This is a genomic window from Shewanella sp. SM73 (assembly GCF_025653795.1).
GTDB classification, from domain to species: Bacteria; Pseudomonadota; Gammaproteobacteria; order Enterobacterales; family Shewanellaceae; genus Shewanella; species Shewanella oncorhynchi.
Genome location: NZ_JAKKRY010000007.1, coordinates 231,784 through 248,527, shown reverse-complemented (window position 1 = coordinate 248,527; position 16,744 = coordinate 231,784). Strand labels below are relative to the sequence as shown.

Sequence of the window (16,744 nt, the reverse complement as noted above, 5' to 3'; positions counted from 1 at the left end):
GGTTTTACAAAGAAGCCTTAGACAGAATATCGACACTTGATAAAGTTAAAGACTCAACAGAAAATCAGCTTTCCGAATTATTATTAACGTGAGCCAGAGATGGACACGGTAATAAACAGAATTTGCTTGGTGACAATAGCCTTGTGGAACCACCTGATCCCATCCCGAACTCAGAAGTGAAACGCAAACGCGCCGATGGTAGTGTGGGGTCTCCCCATGTGAGAGTAGGTCATCGCCAAGCGCCTAATTTAAATAATCTTAATTGATTAGTATAGAATTGCTGATATGGCTCAGTCGGTAGAGCGCATCCTTGGTAAGGATGAGGTCCCCAGTTCGATTCTGGGTATCAGCACCATTACAATCTAGTGTTTAATCCTAGAATAAAGAATTTGCTTGGTGACAATAGCATTGTGGAACCACCTGATCCCATCCCGAACTCAGAAGTGAAACGCAAACGCGCCGATGGTAGTGTGGGGTCTCCCCATGTGAGAGTAGGTCATCGCCAAGCGCCTAATTATCTCATTGAGATGTAACCAAGCCAGCTGAATAAGCTGGCTTTTTTGCTTTTGTAATCTGTAACATTATTTGCACTAATAGCAATGCTGCCGACTGTAAGTATTGCTATTAGCTTTGTTGACGAGTCTTTTCTTCCCCTCAATACACAAGCTTTGCTTCCAGATTTTTCACTATTCATCGATAAAAAAGCAGCCAGAAGGCTGCTTTGAGGTGGTACTTTCGCATTAGGTTGCTTAAGCTTCTTTAAGCCACTGGGCAGCACGTTTAGCAAAGTAAGTTAAAATACCGTCTGCGCCTGCGCGTTTAAAGCAGAGTAGGGACTCCATGACGATGGCCTTTTCGGCTAACCATCCATTCTGGATTGCTGCCATATGCATGGCGTATTCACCACTGACTTGATAGGCGAATGTTGGCACTGCAAGTTCAGTTTTAACGCGATGCACTATATCTAAATACGGCATACCTGGCTTAACCATCACCATATCGGCTCCTTCTTGGATATCGAGTGCGACTTCATGCAAAGCTTCGTCACTGTTCGCCGGATCCATTTGATAGCTATGCTTATTGCCACCTTTGAGGTTACCCGCTGAGCCTACGGCATCACGGAATGGACCGTAGTAGTTTGAAGAGTATTTTGCCGAGTAAGCCATGATTTGGGTGTTGACGTGGCCTGCTGCTTCTAATGCTTGGCGAATCGCGCCAATACGGCCATCCATCATGTCCGATGGTGCAATGATGTCAGCTCCAGCATCGGCGTGTGACAGTGCTTGCTTCACTAAAATCTCGGTGGTGATATCGTTAAGGATATAACCCGTTTCGTCTATGATGCCGTCTTGACCGTGAGTGGTGAAAGGATCTAGTGCCACGTCAGTCATGATGCCGAGCTGTGGAAAGGCTTTTTTTAGCTCGCGCACTGCACGTTGCACTAGGGCATCTGCGTTATAGGCTTCTTCTGCCATTAATGTTTTTTTCTCTGCAGGTGTCACAGGGAAAAGTGCGATCAATGGGATACCTAACTCAACCAGTTCTTCAGCTTCTTTCAGTAGCAAGTCTATCGAGTAGCGTTCAACACCGGGCATAGAGGCTATTTTTTCACTGCGATTAGTGCCTTCTAGAATAAACATTGGGTAAATCAAGTCATTGACCGTTAGATGATTTTCGGCCATGAGGCGACGGCTAAAATCATGTTTACGCATGCGGCGCATTCTACGCTGAGGGAAGGCACTGGTAATGATATTCACATTTGACTCCTAATTAGGTACTGGTCTTACTTGATCCGACAAATACAAGCTGACTTGATTACGCCCACCGTTTTTTGCTTGGTAGAGGGCTTTATCTGCTTGTTCTAGTAATTTAGTACTGTGTTGATCGTGGGTCACTATATCGGCACTGACTCCGATACTGATAGTCAAAGGTATCGCTTCACCTTCCCATTCAAAATGAATAGAGGCAACAGCGTCTCTTATTGTTTCAGCAACTTGGAGAGCACCTTCTGCAGTTGTATTAGGAAGGATGATAGCAAATTCCTCCCCCCCAAAACGTGACACTAGATCCGTTGGCCGTTTTAAATGGTGCTGTAATGTTTGAGCTATTGTACGTAATGCTTGATCGCCTGCAAGATGACCGAATCTGTCGTTGATCAGCTTGAAGCGATCAATATCAAGCATTAACAGTGCTATGGGTGTTTCTTGTCTGCGACTGATCCGGCTTTCAGCGATCAAACGTTTATCAAAGGCACTGCGGTTTTTGACCCCTGTTAAACTGTCGATAGTGCTTTGTTCTGTGAGTTTTTGATTCACCTCATGCAATTCTCTGAGGGTGATTTCCAGTTCTAAAGTCCGCTCTTGCACCATTTGTTCGAGTTTCTCATTGCTCTCGGCTTCCGCTTTTAGGGCTTCTTCCCGCGCACTACGAATTTTCTGTGCTTGTTTCAAGGCTTCTTGCTGGATACGTAGTTTAGCTTTGCGCTCATCGTTATAGCGGATGGCGAGCACCAGAGACATGAAGATAATTTCAAAAGTCAGCCCAAGCATCACAGGCGTTTGCGGTTTTAAATTGAGGTCAATCACGCTGAGATATAGCAAGCTACTGATGCAAGCTCCCGTCAGCATACTCACCCAGCCAATAGTGTACATACGTGCCAGTTTATGGCCATTGATGGCCTGAGTAATGGCAAAGACCATGAGGACCAAGCTGAGTACAGCAACGGAAATGATCTCGATATAGAGCGCCGTTCCATATTGGATAAATGGTGTGGCGAGTCCAACACAGAGGATATACACAGCACTATAGCGACAAGTGAGTAACATACGGCGGTTTAAATATTTGAGCTGTAATATTTTTTCAGTAAACATTAACGCAAATGCCATAACGATTGGCAGTAAAAACGGCACCATCACTTGCTGTAATAGCGGCCAGTCTGGCCAGAGGAATCGGAAGGCAAAACCGTTAATCGTGGCAACGAGTAAGGTCATACTAAGGACATAGCCAGAGTAATAGCTGTAGCTGAATGAGCCCGATGCTATGGCGATAAAAAGACTAAAAATGCCAATTGCGGCAAGTACACCGAGTTGGAATCCATGCTCAACGGCGGTAGATTCGGCAATTTGAGCTAAGTCATTAGAAGACCATAGGTTTAATGGTACTGCAGCACTACCTTCAGTTTGAATATGCAGATAGAAAGTATGGGAGTCATCTGTGTTGATCTTGAAAGGATATAGGAAAATATTACTCAAGAATGGTCGATCCTCATAGGGGAATATATCACCCATCAGCACAGTATTCATGAGTTTATTATTGACTAAATGGTAGATAGTTACCTTGTCTAACAAAGGGTTATCTAGCGCTAAAATGCGCGAAAGTGTTTCGTCAGGGCTGGTTAAGCTGAAACTGAGCCAAAAATCATGGCCGCTGAGTTTTTGAATGTCTTTATTGGTAAAGTTATGCCAATCAGTTTTTGGCAAAGCTTGTATTTCGGCCAGTTCTTTTGCTGGTGTAGGGTGGCTGACCATTAACCAAGGCGTAAGGTTTAAAGGCGTCGTGGTTGACTCGTCAATGCTCAATAAGGTTGCCAAGGCCTGTGTTGGGCATATCCATAGCCACAGCAAGAGTATGAGTGGCATGTTTTTGTTAAGCATGGACTCGATCCAAATTAAAAAACGCTAAGCTATTTTGGTAGCAACGTTTTGCAAACTCATCCGCATCTTCTCCGCGTAGATTTGCAATATAATTTGCGATATAAGGAAGGTATTCGGGCTTGTTTTTGCTCGATTTAGGCTTGGGCCGCATACTACGGGGGAGTAGGTAAGGGCTATCTGTCTCGATTAAAATGCGATTCTGCGGAATAAAGGGAACGAGTTGCGCTAGTTCTTGGCCGCGTCTTTCATCGCAGACCCAACCTGTTATGCCTAAGTGTAAATCGAGGTCAATATAGGCTTCCATCTGTGCGTGAGTGCCTGTGAAACAATGCAAAAGCGCGCCACTAAGCTGTGGGCGATATTCCCGCAGGATAGCAATAAAGTCTTCGTGGGCATCGCGTTCGTGCATTAGCACCGGCATTTGCAGTTCAACGGCTAAGGCGAGTTGGGCAATAAAAGCTTGGCGCTGGATAGGTCTCGGGGAGAAATCACGATTGTAGTCTAAACCACATTCGCCAACGGCAACCACTTGCGGTGCATGGCAGAGTTCAGCTTGTCGAGCGTTTGAGCCATCATGCCAACCACTGGCATGGTGGGGATGCACACCAGCAGTGCAGTAAAGTTGATTAGGATATTGCTCGCATACAGCAATGGCTGCCGCACTCTCAGTTAAATCGCCGCCAATAACAATTAACGGCGAAACCCCTTGGTCCGCCGCCGCTTGTATTATCGATACAGTATCTTGTTCGAGTGCGCTGCCAAGTAAATTGACAGCGATATCTATGTATGAGGGCATTATTTTAGGCGTTTTACCCGAACCTTGGCATTGCGATCATCGGTACCCATTAAAAAAGAACCTAAAGCGGCTTTTTCAATATAGACAGTTTCACCTTGCTTAACATTGTACTTACGGCCATCAGTTTGTTTCCATACCTGACCGTTAGTGAAAGTCACTTTAATGTCTCCGTAGGCATCTTCAGCTATAGATTGAATCTCTAAATAAATCTTATCGACAGTATTTTCTTGAACACGCTTGGCTTCCATCCCAAAGTCATCGGCAATTTTTGCCGTTGGCGCTTGGGGTGCGGTTGCCACTATCGCTGCTGCAGTCGTAGGGGCTGCAACTGTTGCTACTGTAGCCGGTATCACTTGAGTGCTAATGGTGTCAGCTTTTACGCTTTCTGCTAGCTTGTCATAGCAAATCAAGCGGTCGAGTTTATCGGCGGTTGTTGCACATTGGGTTAACTGTTGTTCAATGCTGGCATTTGCTTGGACAGATACAAGCATTATCGCTGCCGTGATAAGAGTTAAGCGCATGAGAATGTTCCTTATTATATTATTCCCCTAACGCCTTCGAGGGCGTTAGTCGTTTGTTTGTTCAGTATCTTCGTCTGACTCGTCATCTGGTTTGCTGTAGAAACGAGCCGCTAATAAACCGCCTTCGAACAATAACAGCATTGGTACAGCAAGCATAGTCTGGGAAATCACATCCGGTGGGGTTAATAGCATGCCGACGACAAAGGCGCCCACTATGATATAAGGACGTTTTTGCTTGAGATCTTCAGGTGTAGTGACACCTGACCAGCAGAGTAAAACAACGGCAATGGGGATTTCAAAGGATAGACCAAAGGCAAAGAATAGCTTCAGAATAAAGTTAAGGTAACTAGTAATGTCTGTCGCAACTTGAACTCCCTCTGGCGCATTGTTAGCAAAAAAACCAAAAACAACAGGGAATACAAGATAATAAGCAAATGCAATGCCGAGATAAAACAATAAGGTACTGCTGAATAGCAGTGGCATCACTAAGCGTTTTTCATGTTTATATAAACCCGGTGCCACAAAGGACCAAATTTGAAATAACACGTAGGGCACTGCCACAAAAAATGATAAAACGAGGGTTAGTTTGAAAGGTGCAAAAAATGGTGCAGCGACATCCGTCGCAATCATGCTGCCACCAAGAGGTAAAGACTGCATTAAAGGTATTGCCATGTAGTGGTAGATATCATTTGCCCAGTACACACTACAAATGAACACTAATAACACACTGGCAATGGATTTTAGCAGCTTGGACCTAAGTTCAAGCAAATGGCTGATAAGTGGCTGCTGTTGCGACATGAATTATCCGTTGGCTTTCGGGTTAGAACTGGTATCCACGCCCTGAGATGGCTCACTTGAAGCAGCGGGAGAGGCCGATGTTGGACTCGCCTCTACAGTGGCTGTTGGATTAGTTTGGCTAGCTTGAACTAGATTCACTTGAGCAGGTGTGTGAATTTGATTCTCAGGCGCAGGGGTGTCTTTTGACGGATCCTGAACCTGATAAGGGCGGTTCACTGACTGTGCCGCTTGCTTTAGTTGCTCAATAGACTCTTTGAGTTCAGGTGAGAGGTTAGATAAACCTTTGCTCTCGGCTTTTTTAAGATCGGCATGCAACTGCTCGATCTTCAGCTCCTGCTCAAGTTCTTCTTTTACCGAGTTCGCCATGCGTTTCATCGCACGGATCCAACTCGTTACCGAACGCACCGCAACCGGTAGACGTTCGGGGCCAAGAACCACTAGCCCCAAAACACCGATCAGCAGCAGCTCCATAAAGCCGATACCGTCAAACATAAAGAGTTACGCCTGTTCTTTGTTAGACTCAGGTTTCTTTTCAGTCGCCTGTTGAGTTGTTTGCGCTGTTTTAGCCGCTTCGGTGTCTTCTAATGCCTTCTTGTCTTCTTCTGAAGACATGGCGTTTTTGAAGCCTTTAACCGCACCACCTAAATCACCACCCAAAGAGCGTAATTTCTTAGTTCCAAACAACAAGACAACGATTAACGCAACGATAAGCAGTTGCCAAATACTAATACCACCCATGAAGGTATCCTCTTAATTGATATCGGTTCTATTATGAACCTCTGATTAATTAGTGCTAGCTAAAATTTGCGATTCTTTGGCCTAGATCGCCATCCTACAAACCACAATATCATGCCTGAAATTAGACAAACATAAGGGGTCCATAGTGTAGCGTCTCTATTAATCAATAACGTGCCACAGATCAATAAAACGGCAGAAGTGATAAGCAAGTAGTTACTCTTGTGTGCCTGCTGCTGGTATTTCAAATACTTATCTAGCATTTGTTGCTGAGAACTCAGCAATTTCCTGCCTAACTTAAGATTATCGTAAATTAGTTCAGGGAATTCAGGTAGTTTATCAGCCCAATATGGCAGTTTTGTGGATACCTTTTTAAACATAGCTTTAGGACCGACTTGGTCGGCCATCCACTGCTCTAAAAAGGGTTTGGCGGTTTGCCATAAATCCAACTGCGGATATAGCTGACGGCCTAAGCCTTCGATGTAGAGTAAGGTTTTTTCCAACAATACCAATTGCGGTTGCACCACGATATCGAAGTGGCGCGCAGTGCGGAATAATTCCAGTAACACATGACCAAAGGAGATCTCGTCGAGCGGCTTGTTGAACATAGGTTCACACACCACTTTGATGGCCTGTTCGAAAGCTTGTAGATCGGTTTTTTCCGATACCCAGCCAGACTCAATATAGAGCTGGGCAATTCTGTGATAATCGCGATTAAAGAAGGCGAGGAAATTCTCGGCGAGATAGCGCTTATCGACTTCGCTGAGTGTGCCCATGATGCCGCAGTCGAGCCCAATGTAGTATGGGTTCTCAGGATGATCGCGGGAAATAAAGATATTGCCCGGATGCATGTCGGCGTGGAAAAAGTTATCGCGGAATACTTGGGTAAAAAATAGTTCAACACCCCGCTCAGCCAATAACTTAAAGTTGGTGCCTTGCGCTTTAAGTGCGGCAATATCCGAGACAGAAATACCGTAAATACGTTCCATCACCATCAGGCGTGGATAGCAAAACTCTTCATACACATAAGGCACATAGAGCGCATCTGAGTTGAGGAAGTTGTTGCGTAGCTTGACTGCGTTTAAGGCTTCGAGCTTAAGGTTTAACTCGCCTAAAATGGTCACGCGGTAATCTTCGATCACTTCAGCAGGGCGCAGTCGATTACCTTCACCGAGGAGGTATTCAATCAGTTTGGCAGTTTGCGACATCAACTGCAGATCGGCTTGAATCTTGGCTTCTACATTCGGGCGCAGCACCTTAAGTACGACGTCTTTACCGTTAGATTTGAGGGTCGCGGTATGCACCTGAGAAATAGAGGCTGAGGCCAGTGGTATTTCATTAAAGTCATCAAATAGGGATTCAATCGGCGCTTTTAGCTCAGCTTCAATCGCTTGGCGGGCAAGTGCACCATCAAAGGGCGGCACTTTGTCCTGTAGCATGGCCAATTCACTGGCCCATTCATCGCTGAGTAAATCGCGGCGGGTTGAGAGCATTTGCCCAAGCTTGATATAAACGGGGCCGAGTTCCTGCATCGCCAATTTTAAGCGTTCGCCACCGGGCTTATTTTTATGCTTATTGCGGATCCAAAATAGGCTGTTACGGGCGAGTTTAAAGTACCAAGGTGTCATCTTTGGCGGCAATACGTCATCTAACCCGTACTGAAGTAAGGTCTTAATGACGTGGTAACCGCGGCGGATACTGGCAAAGGTCATGGCTTAATTTGGTCTCTTAATTGGGCAATCCGTTGTTCAATCGCGCGAGTGTCGGCAACTAAATCATCCATTTGATCGCGAAAGTGCATTAACTCAATTGGGTGCGGTGCGAGGCGATACTCTTCAACTGCAAGTTGCCCTAAGTGGGAGCGGGTTTTACGCAACACTTCGAGTGCAAAGTCTTTTGCCTGATGGCTAGAACAGATGAGTTTGTGAGTGGGACCATCACCTAAATAACGGGATATTGGCTCGGCAAAGTCAAATTCGATACCGCGTAGATATTGGCTAAAGCTTTGTAATAAATTGAGATCGCCCTCAAGCTTGAGTTTATCTTGCTTGATTAGTTCAGTTAGGTTGGCGCCTTCGGACACGCGGTAAAGCGTCGTCGCATCGGCATGTAGACTGACATCGACATCGCCTTCATAGCGGCTCAGTACTTGGATCTCTTTGGCAAACACTAAATAGAATGGCCAGCTGAGCTGTGATAATTGGATACGAAACACTTTGCCATGCAACTGGCGCTGGCGCGAATAATCGTCGCCCGCTTGGGCCTGAAGTTTTTTCAGACCCGTTTCAATTGCGGCGCAGGCAAGCAGCACAACTTCTTGCGGCATCATTAGAATTTATAACCACGGTGCAATGCGACAATGCCGTCGGTCATGTTGGTGTAGTCGACTTGTTCAAAGCCTGCATCAACCATCATTTGTTTTAATGTGTCTTGATCTGGGTGCATGCGGATCGATTCAGCCAGATACTCGTAGCTGTCGGCATCTTTAGTGATGAGTTCACCCATCTTAGGTAAGACTTTGAAGCTATATAAATCATACACTTTACGCATAATTTCATGCTGAGGCTTAGAGAACTCTAGCACTAATAACTTGCCACCGGGCTTAAGCACGCGATTCATTGAACGCAGCGCCGCATCTTTATCGGTCACGTTACGCAGACCAAAGGCGATGGTAATGATGTCGAAGTGGTTATCGGGAAACGGCAGTGCTTCGGCGTTGGCTTGCACATAACTGACATTGTTGACTATGCCCTTGCCGCGCAACTTAGTGCGCCCGACTTTTAACATGGAATCGTTAATGTCAGCTAAAACTACTTCACCTTTATCACCCACTAAGTGAGAGAATTTTGCGGTTAAGTCACCTGTACCGCCGGCCAAATCGAGCACTTTCATGCCAGGGCGGGCGCCAGAGACTTCAATGGTGTAACGTTTCCAAAAACGGTGAATGCCGAAGGACATCACATCGTTCATTATGTCGTACTTAGCGGCAACAGAATGAAACACGCCGGCAACGAGTTCAGCCTTTTTATCGGCCTCTACGGTTTTGTAACCAAAGTGGGTACTTTTAGATTCGCCCTCAGACATCAATGTGTTCCTATTGTTTTGCAATGTATTAGTTGCGAGTGTAAGCCATCGCCTGCATTTGCTGAATCTTTGATCTATCACTCTGTGATCGAGCTAGTAAACTAACTGCAATGCCTTAGCTTGATGCACTCCTGAACAGTCGTAGGATTAAGTGCTTAGCGACCACGTAAAATGGACTGGCATTAGACCACAATATCAGGATTTGGTGAATAGCTTAGCGCCCAGTTGGGTGCAACTGGTGATATTCATTGTGCCAAAAATTGCATGCGAGCCTGCACATAAGCGTAGATAAGCTCGCTTAGGCTTTGGCCAACATCCCTAAAACCGGCTTCAATCCCAGCTTCGTGGCAACTTGGTGCAGCCTCGGCTAAATGCAAATAAGCACATGGGCAGTGGCGAGCGATATAACTGACATAATGCGCCGCATCGAGCAATGGCACACCTGCAGCGGTTGAAGCGCTACTGGGCATTTTAGCGATAGCATCTACGTCAAGTTCTAATCCTACGGGGAAACCTGTGTCATTAAGTTTGGCGGCGATTTCAAGTAAAGCTTGGCTAAGGCTGATTTCACGGCGCACCCAAATTTGTTGCAAGCTATGCCAAGTTCCCCCAAATTCGCTGAGTTGGCTTAGGTTTGCTTCGCTGTTTTTTAACTCGTGTAAACCCAGTACATGGTAGCAACCTAAGGCGCCGCGATCGGCTGCATAGCTAAAACCATTGCCGCTGTGGCGACCTTCGAGCAGGCGAAAATCCGAATGAGGATCGAGATTCACCGCCGCGACTTGGCGTTGGTAGTGGCCGTAGGTTGCCATCAACAAGCCATAGGCATTGTTGTGGCCGCCGCCGATGAGTATGGGTTCTAAACCCGCTTTTAAAATCGCACTGACGATGCGGATCACGCGCTCATCGAGTTGCTCCACCGCATCACGTAATTCATCTAGGGTGACGTTAGTGTCATCTGTTGTATTGCTCGTAGTTTGTTGCTGCAGATCGGCGGTGTTCACTTGGCCTAACACTAGGCATTCGGCGCCAGAAAGAAAACGATTCGATTGTAAATTGAGCCATTGGCGCATACTGGTTGTGAACGCATCGGTTGCACCGCCGCGGCCTAAATTGGCACGTGGGCCTATATCTTCGCCAACGCCGATAATGGCAAAGCATGCACCGTGGGCTTTTGCAGTTGCAAGTATGGTCTCTAACGTGTGTTCGTGATTGGCCAGATGGACGCATTGGCCTAGCTTAGTTTCGCCAGTTCTTGTGCTGACGAGTGAGGCGATATCGGTATGGGTAAAAGGAATAAATTCAGGCATAGATTGATATTCTTATTCGGCCAGAGTCGAGCTATTGTGGCCAGAGTAGGGCGAGGATTCAATGGGGAAACGCTGAAAATAGTGAATAAAAAAGCCAGCTTAGCTGGCTTTCTTGACTGAACAGTGAGATTACTCAATGTCGAGTGGTTCAGGTGATAAAATCACGCCTGTGTTATCAGCATAAATGTGATCGCCGGGTAAGAAAGTCACACCGCCAAAATTGACTGGAATTTCCACTTCGCCCACTGAATTGCCATCAGCACCCACTGGAATAGAGGCAAGGGCTTGAATACCAATGTCTAATTCTTCCAATGCATCCACATCGCGTACAGAACCGTAAACGATAATGCCTTCCCAGTTGTTGCTAACCGCAAGTTCAGCGATAGCACCATCGATCAGCGCACGGCGTAATGAGCCACCGCCATCAATGAGTAAGACTTTACCTTGGCCATCTTCTTGTAGGACTTCGGTAATTAGGCCGTTGTCTTCAAAGCACTTGATGGTGCTAATAGAACCGCCAAAAGAGCTACAACCACCGTAGTTACTGAACATGGGCTCGACTACATCTACGACATCTAAGTACATGTCACATAGTTCTGAGGTGTTGTATTCCATATTTACACTCCTATTGATCCGCGTTGCGTACAGTTTAGCGAGTTTACGCCAGTATAAAAGGGATTATTGAAAAGAAAAGTGTTATCAATCACGGTATTGTTGCCACTTGGCTGTTAACACATCTGTAGTAAATTTTCGTCACACTATAGAATTTATTCGGTAAAACTTGATATTGGTCATTAAATAACGGTTTTTTATTACAACTCTGTTGCGCACTTTGGTATTATATCTCAAGTTTAAATTAACTTACTTAACTTAATTTGCTTTAGGAGCATGGACCCCCCGTTACGCTTATGGACGGTAGAGGGCCTTCGAGAGGTGCCTATGGAAGCTGTAAATACGATTGAAATTATTGGTTATTTTGCCTCTATAATGGTGGCGATCTCTCTAATGATGAAGAATATCATTTGGTTGCGATGGTTGAATTTTGTAGGATGCACCCTGTTTGTGGTTTATGGGGTGTTTATTTCTGCTTGGCCTGTGGCCGGCATGAATGCGTTTGTTGCTTGTATTAATATTTACCATTTGACAAAAATTTACCGTGCTAAGGCAAATACTCCCGCCGCAGCCTAAGTTTTATTGGATTGTGTTGCTCTTGAGATTAACGTTTAGAGCAACACAATATTCTGTCTCAGTCCTATCGCTATTCCTAAATAAATCCCTTAGCCCCAGCATAACGTCCCTAGAATCCTTCTAGATCAAAACCTCAGCCATGCTTCTTGTCATAAAACCTTCGAGCAGATGTCACTTAGCCGTCACAGGTCTTTCTTAGTCTCAAGCTATCTAATAGTGCTTTAGCTAATGTGATTTAGGTTTAACTATTAGCAAACAGTAAATTAGTCGTGAGCAGTCAATAACGAATTCAATCGTGAATAGAGCTTTGGTGAGTCGGTTGGTTGCAGACTAAGCACTCTAAGCGTCGTCGAGAGAATGCACAGATTAACATCGCAGTAAAACTCGCTGGTATGCCAGCAAGGAGCCTGTTTTATGTTGAGTTACGTTGCAGACTTAGATAAGCGAATGTTTTGCCATATCGTGAGCTTCACCCAGCACCATGGTTTATATGCCCATGCAAAGCGGGTATCAGCGAGTGGCGATGGGCATGTGTATTTATATTTGTCTGTGGGTTTGATGCTGACGCACGCTCAAGGACAGGCTCTATTTAATTTGATGTTAGCGAGTTTTTTGGTTGAGTTACCTCTGTATTTACTATTGAAAAATAGTATTCGTCGCACACGGCCATGCCATGCATTAGTGGGATTTGAGAGTGGTTTTGAACCATCGGATCGCTTCAGCTTACCGTCTGGTCATACAGCCGCGGCCTTTGTGATGGCAACGAGCGTGGCGCAAATCTATCCAGCGGCGGCTCCTGTGGCGTATTTATGGGCTTTTAGCATAGGGGGCTCACGTATTGCACTTGGCGTGCATTATCCCTTAGATATTCTGGCGGGAGCCTCATTGGGGATTGGGTCGGTATTGCTGGTTCATCCAGTGATTTAATTCAAATATGCGCCTGTTAATCATTTCATTAGTGGGAATTCTCCTTCACTCATCAGTTTAAGGATACGTAATGCGAATACTCTACGGAGTTCAAGGCACAGGGAATGGCCACTTAAGTCGTGCACGCGTCATGGCTAAAGCATTGATGAAAAAAGATATTGAAGTGGACTTTCTATTTTCGGGGCGTAAGCCTGATCAGTTTTTCGATATGGAGTGCTTTGGTGATTATCGCGTTCAAGCGGGAATGACGTTTGCGACGCACTCCGGGCGCGTGAATGTGCCACAAACTGTCCGACAAAATTTGTCCTTGTCGTTATTTAAAGATATTAAAGCCTTAGATCTCAGTAGCTATGATTTAGTACTCAACGACTTTGAACCTGTGTCGGCTTGGGCTGCGCGGCGCCAAGGCGTGCCATCCATTGGGATTAGCCATCAGGCGGCGTTAACTCATCCGGTGCCAAAACTCGGTAGCACTTGGTTTAATGAGATGCTGCTCAATTATTTTGCACCAGTGGATGTGGCGCTGGGGTGTCATTGGCATCATTTTGGCTTCCCTATTTTGCCGCCTTTTGTCGAAGTGGATGCCAGCCCATTCGAACACACGCATCAGATTTTAGTTTATTTGCCTTTTGAAGATGCGGATATGATTGCTCATTTTCTGTCTCATTTTAGTGATTATCAGTTTTTGGTATATCACAGCCAACAACCTAAAGGCCAAGTTGCTGAGCACATTAAATGGCACGGTTTTAATCGTGAGGGGTTTAAGCAACATCTTGCCAGCTGCGGTGGTGTGATAGGCAATGCGGGCTTTGAGCTTGCCAGCGAAGCATTAACCTTAGGTAAAAAACTCTTAGTCAAACCACTGATTGGCCAGTTTGAGCAGTTATCGAACGTGGCGGCGTTACAACTTTTAGCGGCCGCAGATAGCATGATGAGTCTTGATGTGAACATAGTTAAGCGCTGGCTTAAAACGGCATCACCTAATCCAATTGCATATCCAAAGGTGGGGGATACGCTGGTTAAATGGATTAACGGCGGCGACTGGCACAATAGTCAGCCGCTGTGCCAAGAGTTATGGAGCCAAGTCACGCTTCCCGATACTTGGCGTTAAACAGCATTGCTGTTCAGATGAAAAGCAACTTAGGCACTAGCTGGGTTAATGGCGTTAGCGTATAATTTCGTCAATTTTGCTGTTAGTCCCTTTCAGCACGTCTATTTTGGCCTAGCCTGGCCGTTAATTATGTTGTTATAAATGAGCCTGAAAAAGTTTACTCAGTACAAGTTACTGTTTTTAATGTTGTTATTACTTTGCATCCTACTTCCTTTTATTCCAGATCAGGCTTACCACATCCCCGGCCCTGATATCGCTAAGCAAAATTTTCATGTGATTGAGTTTAATGATAAAGGTCAGCCCCACGACGAAAGGCAATGGCAAGGTTTAGAGACGCGAATTTTACATCCAGAGCCTGCACAGATCCCTGAATTATTGATTTTTGTTCATGGCTGGCATCATAGCGCCGAGCCTAAGGATGAAAACTTTATTGCCTTTGAGCAGTTTTATCAGCAAATGGCCGCGTCCGATACCCAGCGTAACTTGTTGGGTTTGTATGTTGGCTGGCGGGGCGATAAATATGATCCTTTTTGGATCGATGGCTCAGATGATGCAAAAAGTTGGATTGAACCCTTAGATTTTCCCACTATTTTACAGCGTAAACGGGTTGCTAAACGTATCGGGCAGTTAGGTCTATCACAGCTGCTGGATAAGCTTGATAGCTTAGTAACACAGCATAAACTGCTGCGGTACACTGTGATTGGCCATAGTCTTGGCGGTGCTGTTGTTTTGCATGCGAGTAAAGATCGCATCAAAGCCGCCATTGATAATCAGCAGGATAATCCTAATTTATTCTTACTGTTAAATCCTGCCGTACCTGCTAAAGAGTATCAGCCATTAGATACGTTGGTGAGCTTAGATAGACAAAAACCGAGTATGGTGGTGTTGCAATCGAAGGGGGATTTTGCAGTGAAAGAAGCCTTCAATTACATCAAGGACGGCGAGCGCGCTGTCGGGAACTCTTGGGCTATTACTCACGATATCGACAAATGCTCTGGTGGCAATTGCACCACGCCAATGAAGATGCCCTCGGCCTTGATGGCGCACGATCAAATCCCTGGCTGTATGATGACGCTGCCTCAATCAGGCTGGAAAATTCGTGCTCGCCTGCAGGCTCGTCGTACCGTGCAAACCTGCCCCGATGCCAATATGCAAGCCGTATGGGTACTGGCCGTGTCGGACGAAATCGTCTCTGGTCACAATGGCATTCTCACTCCAGAGCATGGTAAAGCCTTGTCTGAGGTGATGCGTATGATTGATTTATATCGAAATCAATTACCTAAACATGCGGTGGAAAGCCCTGCGAACCAAGATCTCGGCACCTTAGCGCCAGAGTCAGAAGCTGCAACATCTACCGAAGGTGAAACGCCTGTGCCACAAGAGCCAGTAATTATTGTTGAGCCTTTACCTGAAGAGCAAAGTTCACCGACACCTAAGGTTAATGCACCATTGCAGGAGCCAAACGTATCACAGGAACAAGATAAGCCTGCTGCGACTGAGGCGCCACCCGCACCAATTAAAGCGCCGGAATCAAAGCCTGAGGCTAAGCCAAACGACGGCGCAGAGCCTCAGCCTAAGATTGAAACTGAAGGTATAAAGTGATAGTTAGCTGTACGGAGTAAGTGATAGGCGATACATCTAGTGTTGTATCTCATTGAAAATAGATAATAAGCTGGTGAATAAACTTTATGAGTCAATATGAGAGCTGAGTTAAGAGCAAAAATCATCGCAGTTTGTCATAAAAAAATTGAGACTAAAGGCGACAAAGTCGGTGTCTCATTTTACGCTTTCTTTGCGAACAAAAATGATGATCCAGAGTTGCTTATGGAAGCGGCGACTTGGTGGATTCAAACTCATCGCTTAGACCATTTTGTTAAGGCTCATAAGGTGATAGAGATAATCCAAAAGGAATCGGAAGAATAGACTCTAAAGCTGTTACTACGGATTTTTGGTTTGCCACCTGCGCCAAGTAAAAGTGATTAGTGCGGCGAGTATCAGGCTGACCATGGCCCATGTGGGGTACTTATGCTGGTGGTAAAACGCCAGCATGGGAGCGATTTCATCGCGGATTAACACTGGGCCTAATCCAAAGAGCGTCACCCAAATGCTAGTGGCGAGAGCATTGCCAATCACAAATTGTTTTAGTGGCATTTTAGCGAGACCGCAGCCGATAAACATAAATTGTTTTAATCCCTCAACAAAACGACTCAACACTAAAGCGGCAATGCCATATTGACCGATAACGCCATGGATTTTGTCTTCCAATTGCGGCTTTATCCAACCTTTTTTGAGTAATACGTCGCCAAAGCGCCAGCCGATAAAATATCCTAAACAGTTACCGCAGAGTGCTCCGCAAGCAGCGACGATTAATACCAATGGCAGTGACATTTGCCCTGTAGCGGCTAATAAACTGGCGACAATTAATAAGGATTGTCCTGGCGCCGGAATGCCAAAACCCTCGACAGCAATCGCGACAAATAGCAGAACATAACCATATTGCTGCAGCCAAGGCGTGAGTTCTGTGATGATATGTTGTAGCGCTTCTGGCATAGATGAAAGTGATCAAATCAATGTGACGATAGGGTCATCATACTCGCCAACTTCTCTGGTTGGATAGATTT

Annotated in this window: 18 protein-coding genes, 1 tRNA gene and 2 rRNA genes; 8 read left to right on the top strand and 13 right to left on the bottom strand. The window is 45.6% G+C overall.

Annotation, left to right across the window (positions count from 1 at the left end; genetic code table 11):
• Positions 1–125: 125 nt before the first annotated feature.
• The 3 genes from rrf (L5M51_RS12475) to rrf (L5M51_RS12465) all read left to right on the top strand — a co-directional run bounded on the left by rrf (L5M51_RS12475) (position 126) and on the right by rrf (L5M51_RS12465) (position 508).
• Positions 126–241, top strand: a 5S ribosomal RNA gene (gene rrf, locus L5M51_RS12475).
• 38 nt (positions 242–279) lie between these two features.
• Positions 280–355 (top strand) — tRNA-Thr (locus L5M51_RS12470).
• 37 nt (positions 356–392) lie between these two features.
• Positions 393–508, top strand: a 5S ribosomal RNA gene (rrf, locus tag L5M51_RS12465).
• Between the two features lie 241 nt (positions 509–749).
• On the opposite strand, the gene hemB is transcribed toward rrf (L5M51_RS12465), so the two are convergent.
• From hemB to rraA, 12 genes are all read right to left on the bottom strand, one after another.
• A complete protein-coding gene (gene hemB, locus L5M51_RS12460) occupies positions 750–1,757 on the bottom strand; it encodes a porphobilinogen synthase (protein ID WP_105251204.1) in 1,008 nt (335 codons plus the stop codon).
• Positions 1,758–1,766: 9 nt separating this feature from the next.
• Positions 1,767–3,653 (bottom strand): diguanylate cyclase, encoded by a 1,887-nt coding sequence (locus L5M51_RS12455; protein ID WP_263173024.1) that lies wholly within the window; start codon positions 3,651–3,653, stop codon positions 1,767–1,769.
• Positions 3,646–4,449: a TatD family hydrolase gene (locus tag L5M51_RS12450; protein ID WP_263173023.1), complete on the bottom strand. Its 804-nt coding sequence runs from the start codon at positions 4,447–4,449 to the stop codon at positions 3,646–3,648. Before L5M51_RS12450 ends, L5M51_RS12455 begins: the two co-directional genes overlap by 8 nt.
• Entirely contained in the window at positions 4,449–4,970 is a 522-nt protein-coding gene (locus L5M51_RS12445) for a hypothetical protein (RefSeq protein WP_212600480.1), read from the bottom strand. The genes L5M51_RS12450 and L5M51_RS12445 overlap by 1 nt, the downstream gene beginning before the upstream one ends.
• 45 nt (positions 4,971–5,015) lie before the next feature.
• A complete protein-coding gene (tatC, locus tag L5M51_RS12440) occupies positions 5,016–5,768 on the bottom strand; it encodes a twin-arginine translocase subunit TatC (protein ID WP_113940134.1) in 753 nt (250 codons plus the stop codon).
• Positions 5,769–5,771: 3 nt separating this feature from the next.
• Positions 5,772–6,260, bottom strand: coding sequence for a Sec-independent protein translocase protein TatB (gene tatB, locus L5M51_RS12435; RefSeq protein WP_263173020.1), 489 nt, complete (start codon positions 6,258–6,260; stop codon positions 5,772–5,774).
• A 6-nt stretch (positions 6,261–6,266) separates the two neighbouring features.
• Positions 6,267–6,506, bottom strand: a complete 240-nt coding sequence (gene tatA / locus L5M51_RS12430) for a Sec-independent protein translocase subunit TatA (RefSeq protein WP_006083329.1) — start codon at positions 6,504–6,506, stop codon at positions 6,267–6,269.
• Positions 6,507–6,565: 59 nt separating this feature from the next.
• Positions 6,566–8,215 (bottom strand): ubiquinone biosynthesis regulatory protein kinase UbiB, encoded by a 1,650-nt coding sequence (gene ubiB, locus L5M51_RS12425; RefSeq protein ID WP_105251211.1) that lies wholly within the window; start codon positions 8,213–8,215, stop codon positions 6,566–6,568.
• On the bottom strand, positions 8,212–8,832 hold the full coding sequence (locus L5M51_RS12420; RefSeq protein WP_168825772.1) for an SCP2 domain-containing protein: 621 nt from the start codon (positions 8,830–8,832) through the stop codon (positions 8,212–8,214). Before L5M51_RS12420 ends, ubiB begins: the two co-directional genes overlap by 4 nt.
• Complete coding sequence (gene ubiE / locus L5M51_RS12415; protein ID WP_263173017.1) at positions 8,832–9,587, bottom strand: bifunctional demethylmenaquinone methyltransferase/2-methoxy-6-polyprenyl-1,4-benzoquinol methylase UbiE; 756 nt, start codon at positions 9,585–9,587, stop codon at positions 8,832–8,834. Before ubiE ends, L5M51_RS12420 begins: the two co-directional genes overlap by 1 nt.
• 245 nt (positions 9,588–9,832) lie before the next feature.
• A complete protein-coding gene (locus tag L5M51_RS12410) occupies positions 9,833–10,897 on the bottom strand; it encodes a formimidoylglutamase (RefSeq protein ID WP_263173016.1) in 1,065 nt (354 codons plus the stop codon).
• Between the two features lie 129 nt (positions 10,898–11,026).
• Complete coding sequence (gene rraA, locus L5M51_RS12405; protein ID WP_105251214.1) at positions 11,027–11,512, bottom strand: ribonuclease E activity regulator RraA; 486 nt, start codon at positions 11,510–11,512, stop codon at positions 11,027–11,029.
• Between the two features lie 324 nt (positions 11,513–11,836).
• Here rraA and L5M51_RS12400 point away from each other — a divergent pair, with 324 nt between their 5' ends.
• The 5 genes from L5M51_RS12400 to L5M51_RS12380 all read left to right on the top strand — a co-directional run bounded on the left by L5M51_RS12400 (position 11,837) and on the right by L5M51_RS12380 (position 16,046).
• A complete protein-coding gene (locus L5M51_RS12400; RefSeq protein WP_113940145.1) occupies positions 11,837–12,085 on the top strand; it encodes a YgjV family protein in 249 nt (82 codons plus the stop codon).
• Between the two features lie 414 nt (positions 12,086–12,499).
• The gene (locus tag L5M51_RS12395) at positions 12,500–13,012 is read left to right on the top strand and encodes a phosphatase PAP2 family protein (RefSeq protein WP_105251216.1); all 513 of its coding nucleotides are present in this window, start codon (positions 12,500–12,502) and stop codon (positions 13,010–13,012) included.
• A 70-nt stretch (positions 13,013–13,082) separates the two neighbouring features.
• Positions 13,083–14,123: an MJ1255/VC2487 family glycosyltransferase gene (locus tag L5M51_RS12390; protein WP_263173014.1), complete on the top strand. Its 1,041-nt coding sequence runs from the start codon at positions 13,083–13,085 to the stop codon at positions 14,121–14,123.
• A gap of 141 nt (positions 14,124–14,264) precedes the next feature.
• Complete coding sequence (locus tag L5M51_RS12385) at positions 14,265–15,725, top strand: thioesterase (protein WP_263173012.1); 1,461 nt, start codon at positions 14,265–14,267, stop codon at positions 15,723–15,725.
• A 96-nt stretch (positions 15,726–15,821) separates the two neighbouring features.
• Positions 15,822–16,046, top strand: coding sequence for a DUF6500 family protein (locus tag L5M51_RS12380; RefSeq protein WP_263173010.1), 225 nt, complete (start codon positions 15,822–15,824; stop codon positions 16,044–16,046).
• A 15-nt stretch (positions 16,047–16,061) separates the two neighbouring features.
• Here the strand turns inward: L5M51_RS12380 and L5M51_RS12375 are convergent, their stop codons facing one another.
• Positions 16,062–16,673 carry a DedA family protein gene (locus L5M51_RS12375; RefSeq protein WP_263173007.1) on the bottom strand — a complete coding sequence of 204 codons (612 nt, stop codon included), beginning with the start codon at positions 16,671–16,673 and terminating at the stop codon, positions 16,062–16,064.
• Positions 16,674–16,744 lie beyond the last annotated feature (71 nt).

Coding starts and splice junctions, on each gene's coding strand:
- L5M51_RS12455 (WP_263173024.1), bottom strand. CDS start 3,653: ATGCTTAACAAAAACATGCCACTCATACTCTTGCTGTGGCTATGGATA.
- L5M51_RS12450 (WP_263173023.1), bottom strand. CDS start 4,449: ATGCCCTCATACATAGATATCGCTGTCAATTTACTTGGCAGCGCACTC.
- L5M51_RS12445 (WP_212600480.1), bottom strand. CDS start 4,970: ATGCGCTTAACTCTTATCACGGCAGCGATAATGCTTGTATCTGTCCAA.
- tatC (WP_113940134.1), bottom strand. CDS start 5,768: ATGTCGCAACAGCAGCCACTTATCAGCCATTTGCTTGAACTTAGGTCC.
- tatB (WP_263173020.1), bottom strand. CDS start 6,260: ATGTTTGACGGTATCGGCTTTATGGAGCTGCTGCTGATCGGTGTTTTG.
- tatA (WP_006083329.1), bottom strand. CDS start 6,506: ATGGGTGGTATTAGTATTTGGCAACTGCTTATCGTTGCGTTAATCGTT.
- ubiB (WP_105251211.1), bottom strand. CDS start 8,215: ATGACCTTTGCCAGTATCCGCCGCGGTTACCACGTCATTAAGACCTTA.
- L5M51_RS12420 (WP_168825772.1), bottom strand. CDS start 8,832: ATGATGCCGCAAGAAGTTGTGCTGCTTGCCTGCGCCGCAATTGAAACG.
- ubiE (WP_263173017.1), bottom strand. CDS start 9,587: ATGTCTGAGGGCGAATCTAAAAGTACCCACTTTGGTTACAAAACCGTA.
- L5M51_RS12410 (WP_263173016.1), bottom strand. CDS start 10,897: ATGCCTGAATTTATTCCTTTTACCCATACCGATATCGCCTCACTCGTC.
- rraA (WP_105251214.1), bottom strand. CDS start 11,512: ATGGAATACAACACCTCAGAACTATGTGACATGTACTTAGATGTCGTA.
- L5M51_RS12400 (WP_113940145.1), top strand. CDS start 11,837: ATGGAAGCTGTAAATACGATTGAAATTATTGGTTATTTTGCCTCTATA.
- L5M51_RS12395 (WP_105251216.1), top strand. CDS start 12,500: ATGTTGAGTTACGTTGCAGACTTAGATAAGCGAATGTTTTGCCATATC.
- L5M51_RS12390 (WP_263173014.1), top strand. CDS start 13,083: ATGCGAATACTCTACGGAGTTCAAGGCACAGGGAATGGCCACTTAAGT.
- L5M51_RS12385 (WP_263173012.1), top strand. CDS start 14,265: ATGAGCCTGAAAAAGTTTACTCAGTACAAGTTACTGTTTTTAATGTTG.
- L5M51_RS12380 (WP_263173010.1), top strand. CDS start 15,822: ATGAGAGCTGAGTTAAGAGCAAAAATCATCGCAGTTTGTCATAAAAAA.
- L5M51_RS12375 (WP_263173007.1), bottom strand. CDS start 16,673: ATGCCAGAAGCGCTACAACATATCATCACAGAACTCACGCCTTGGCTG.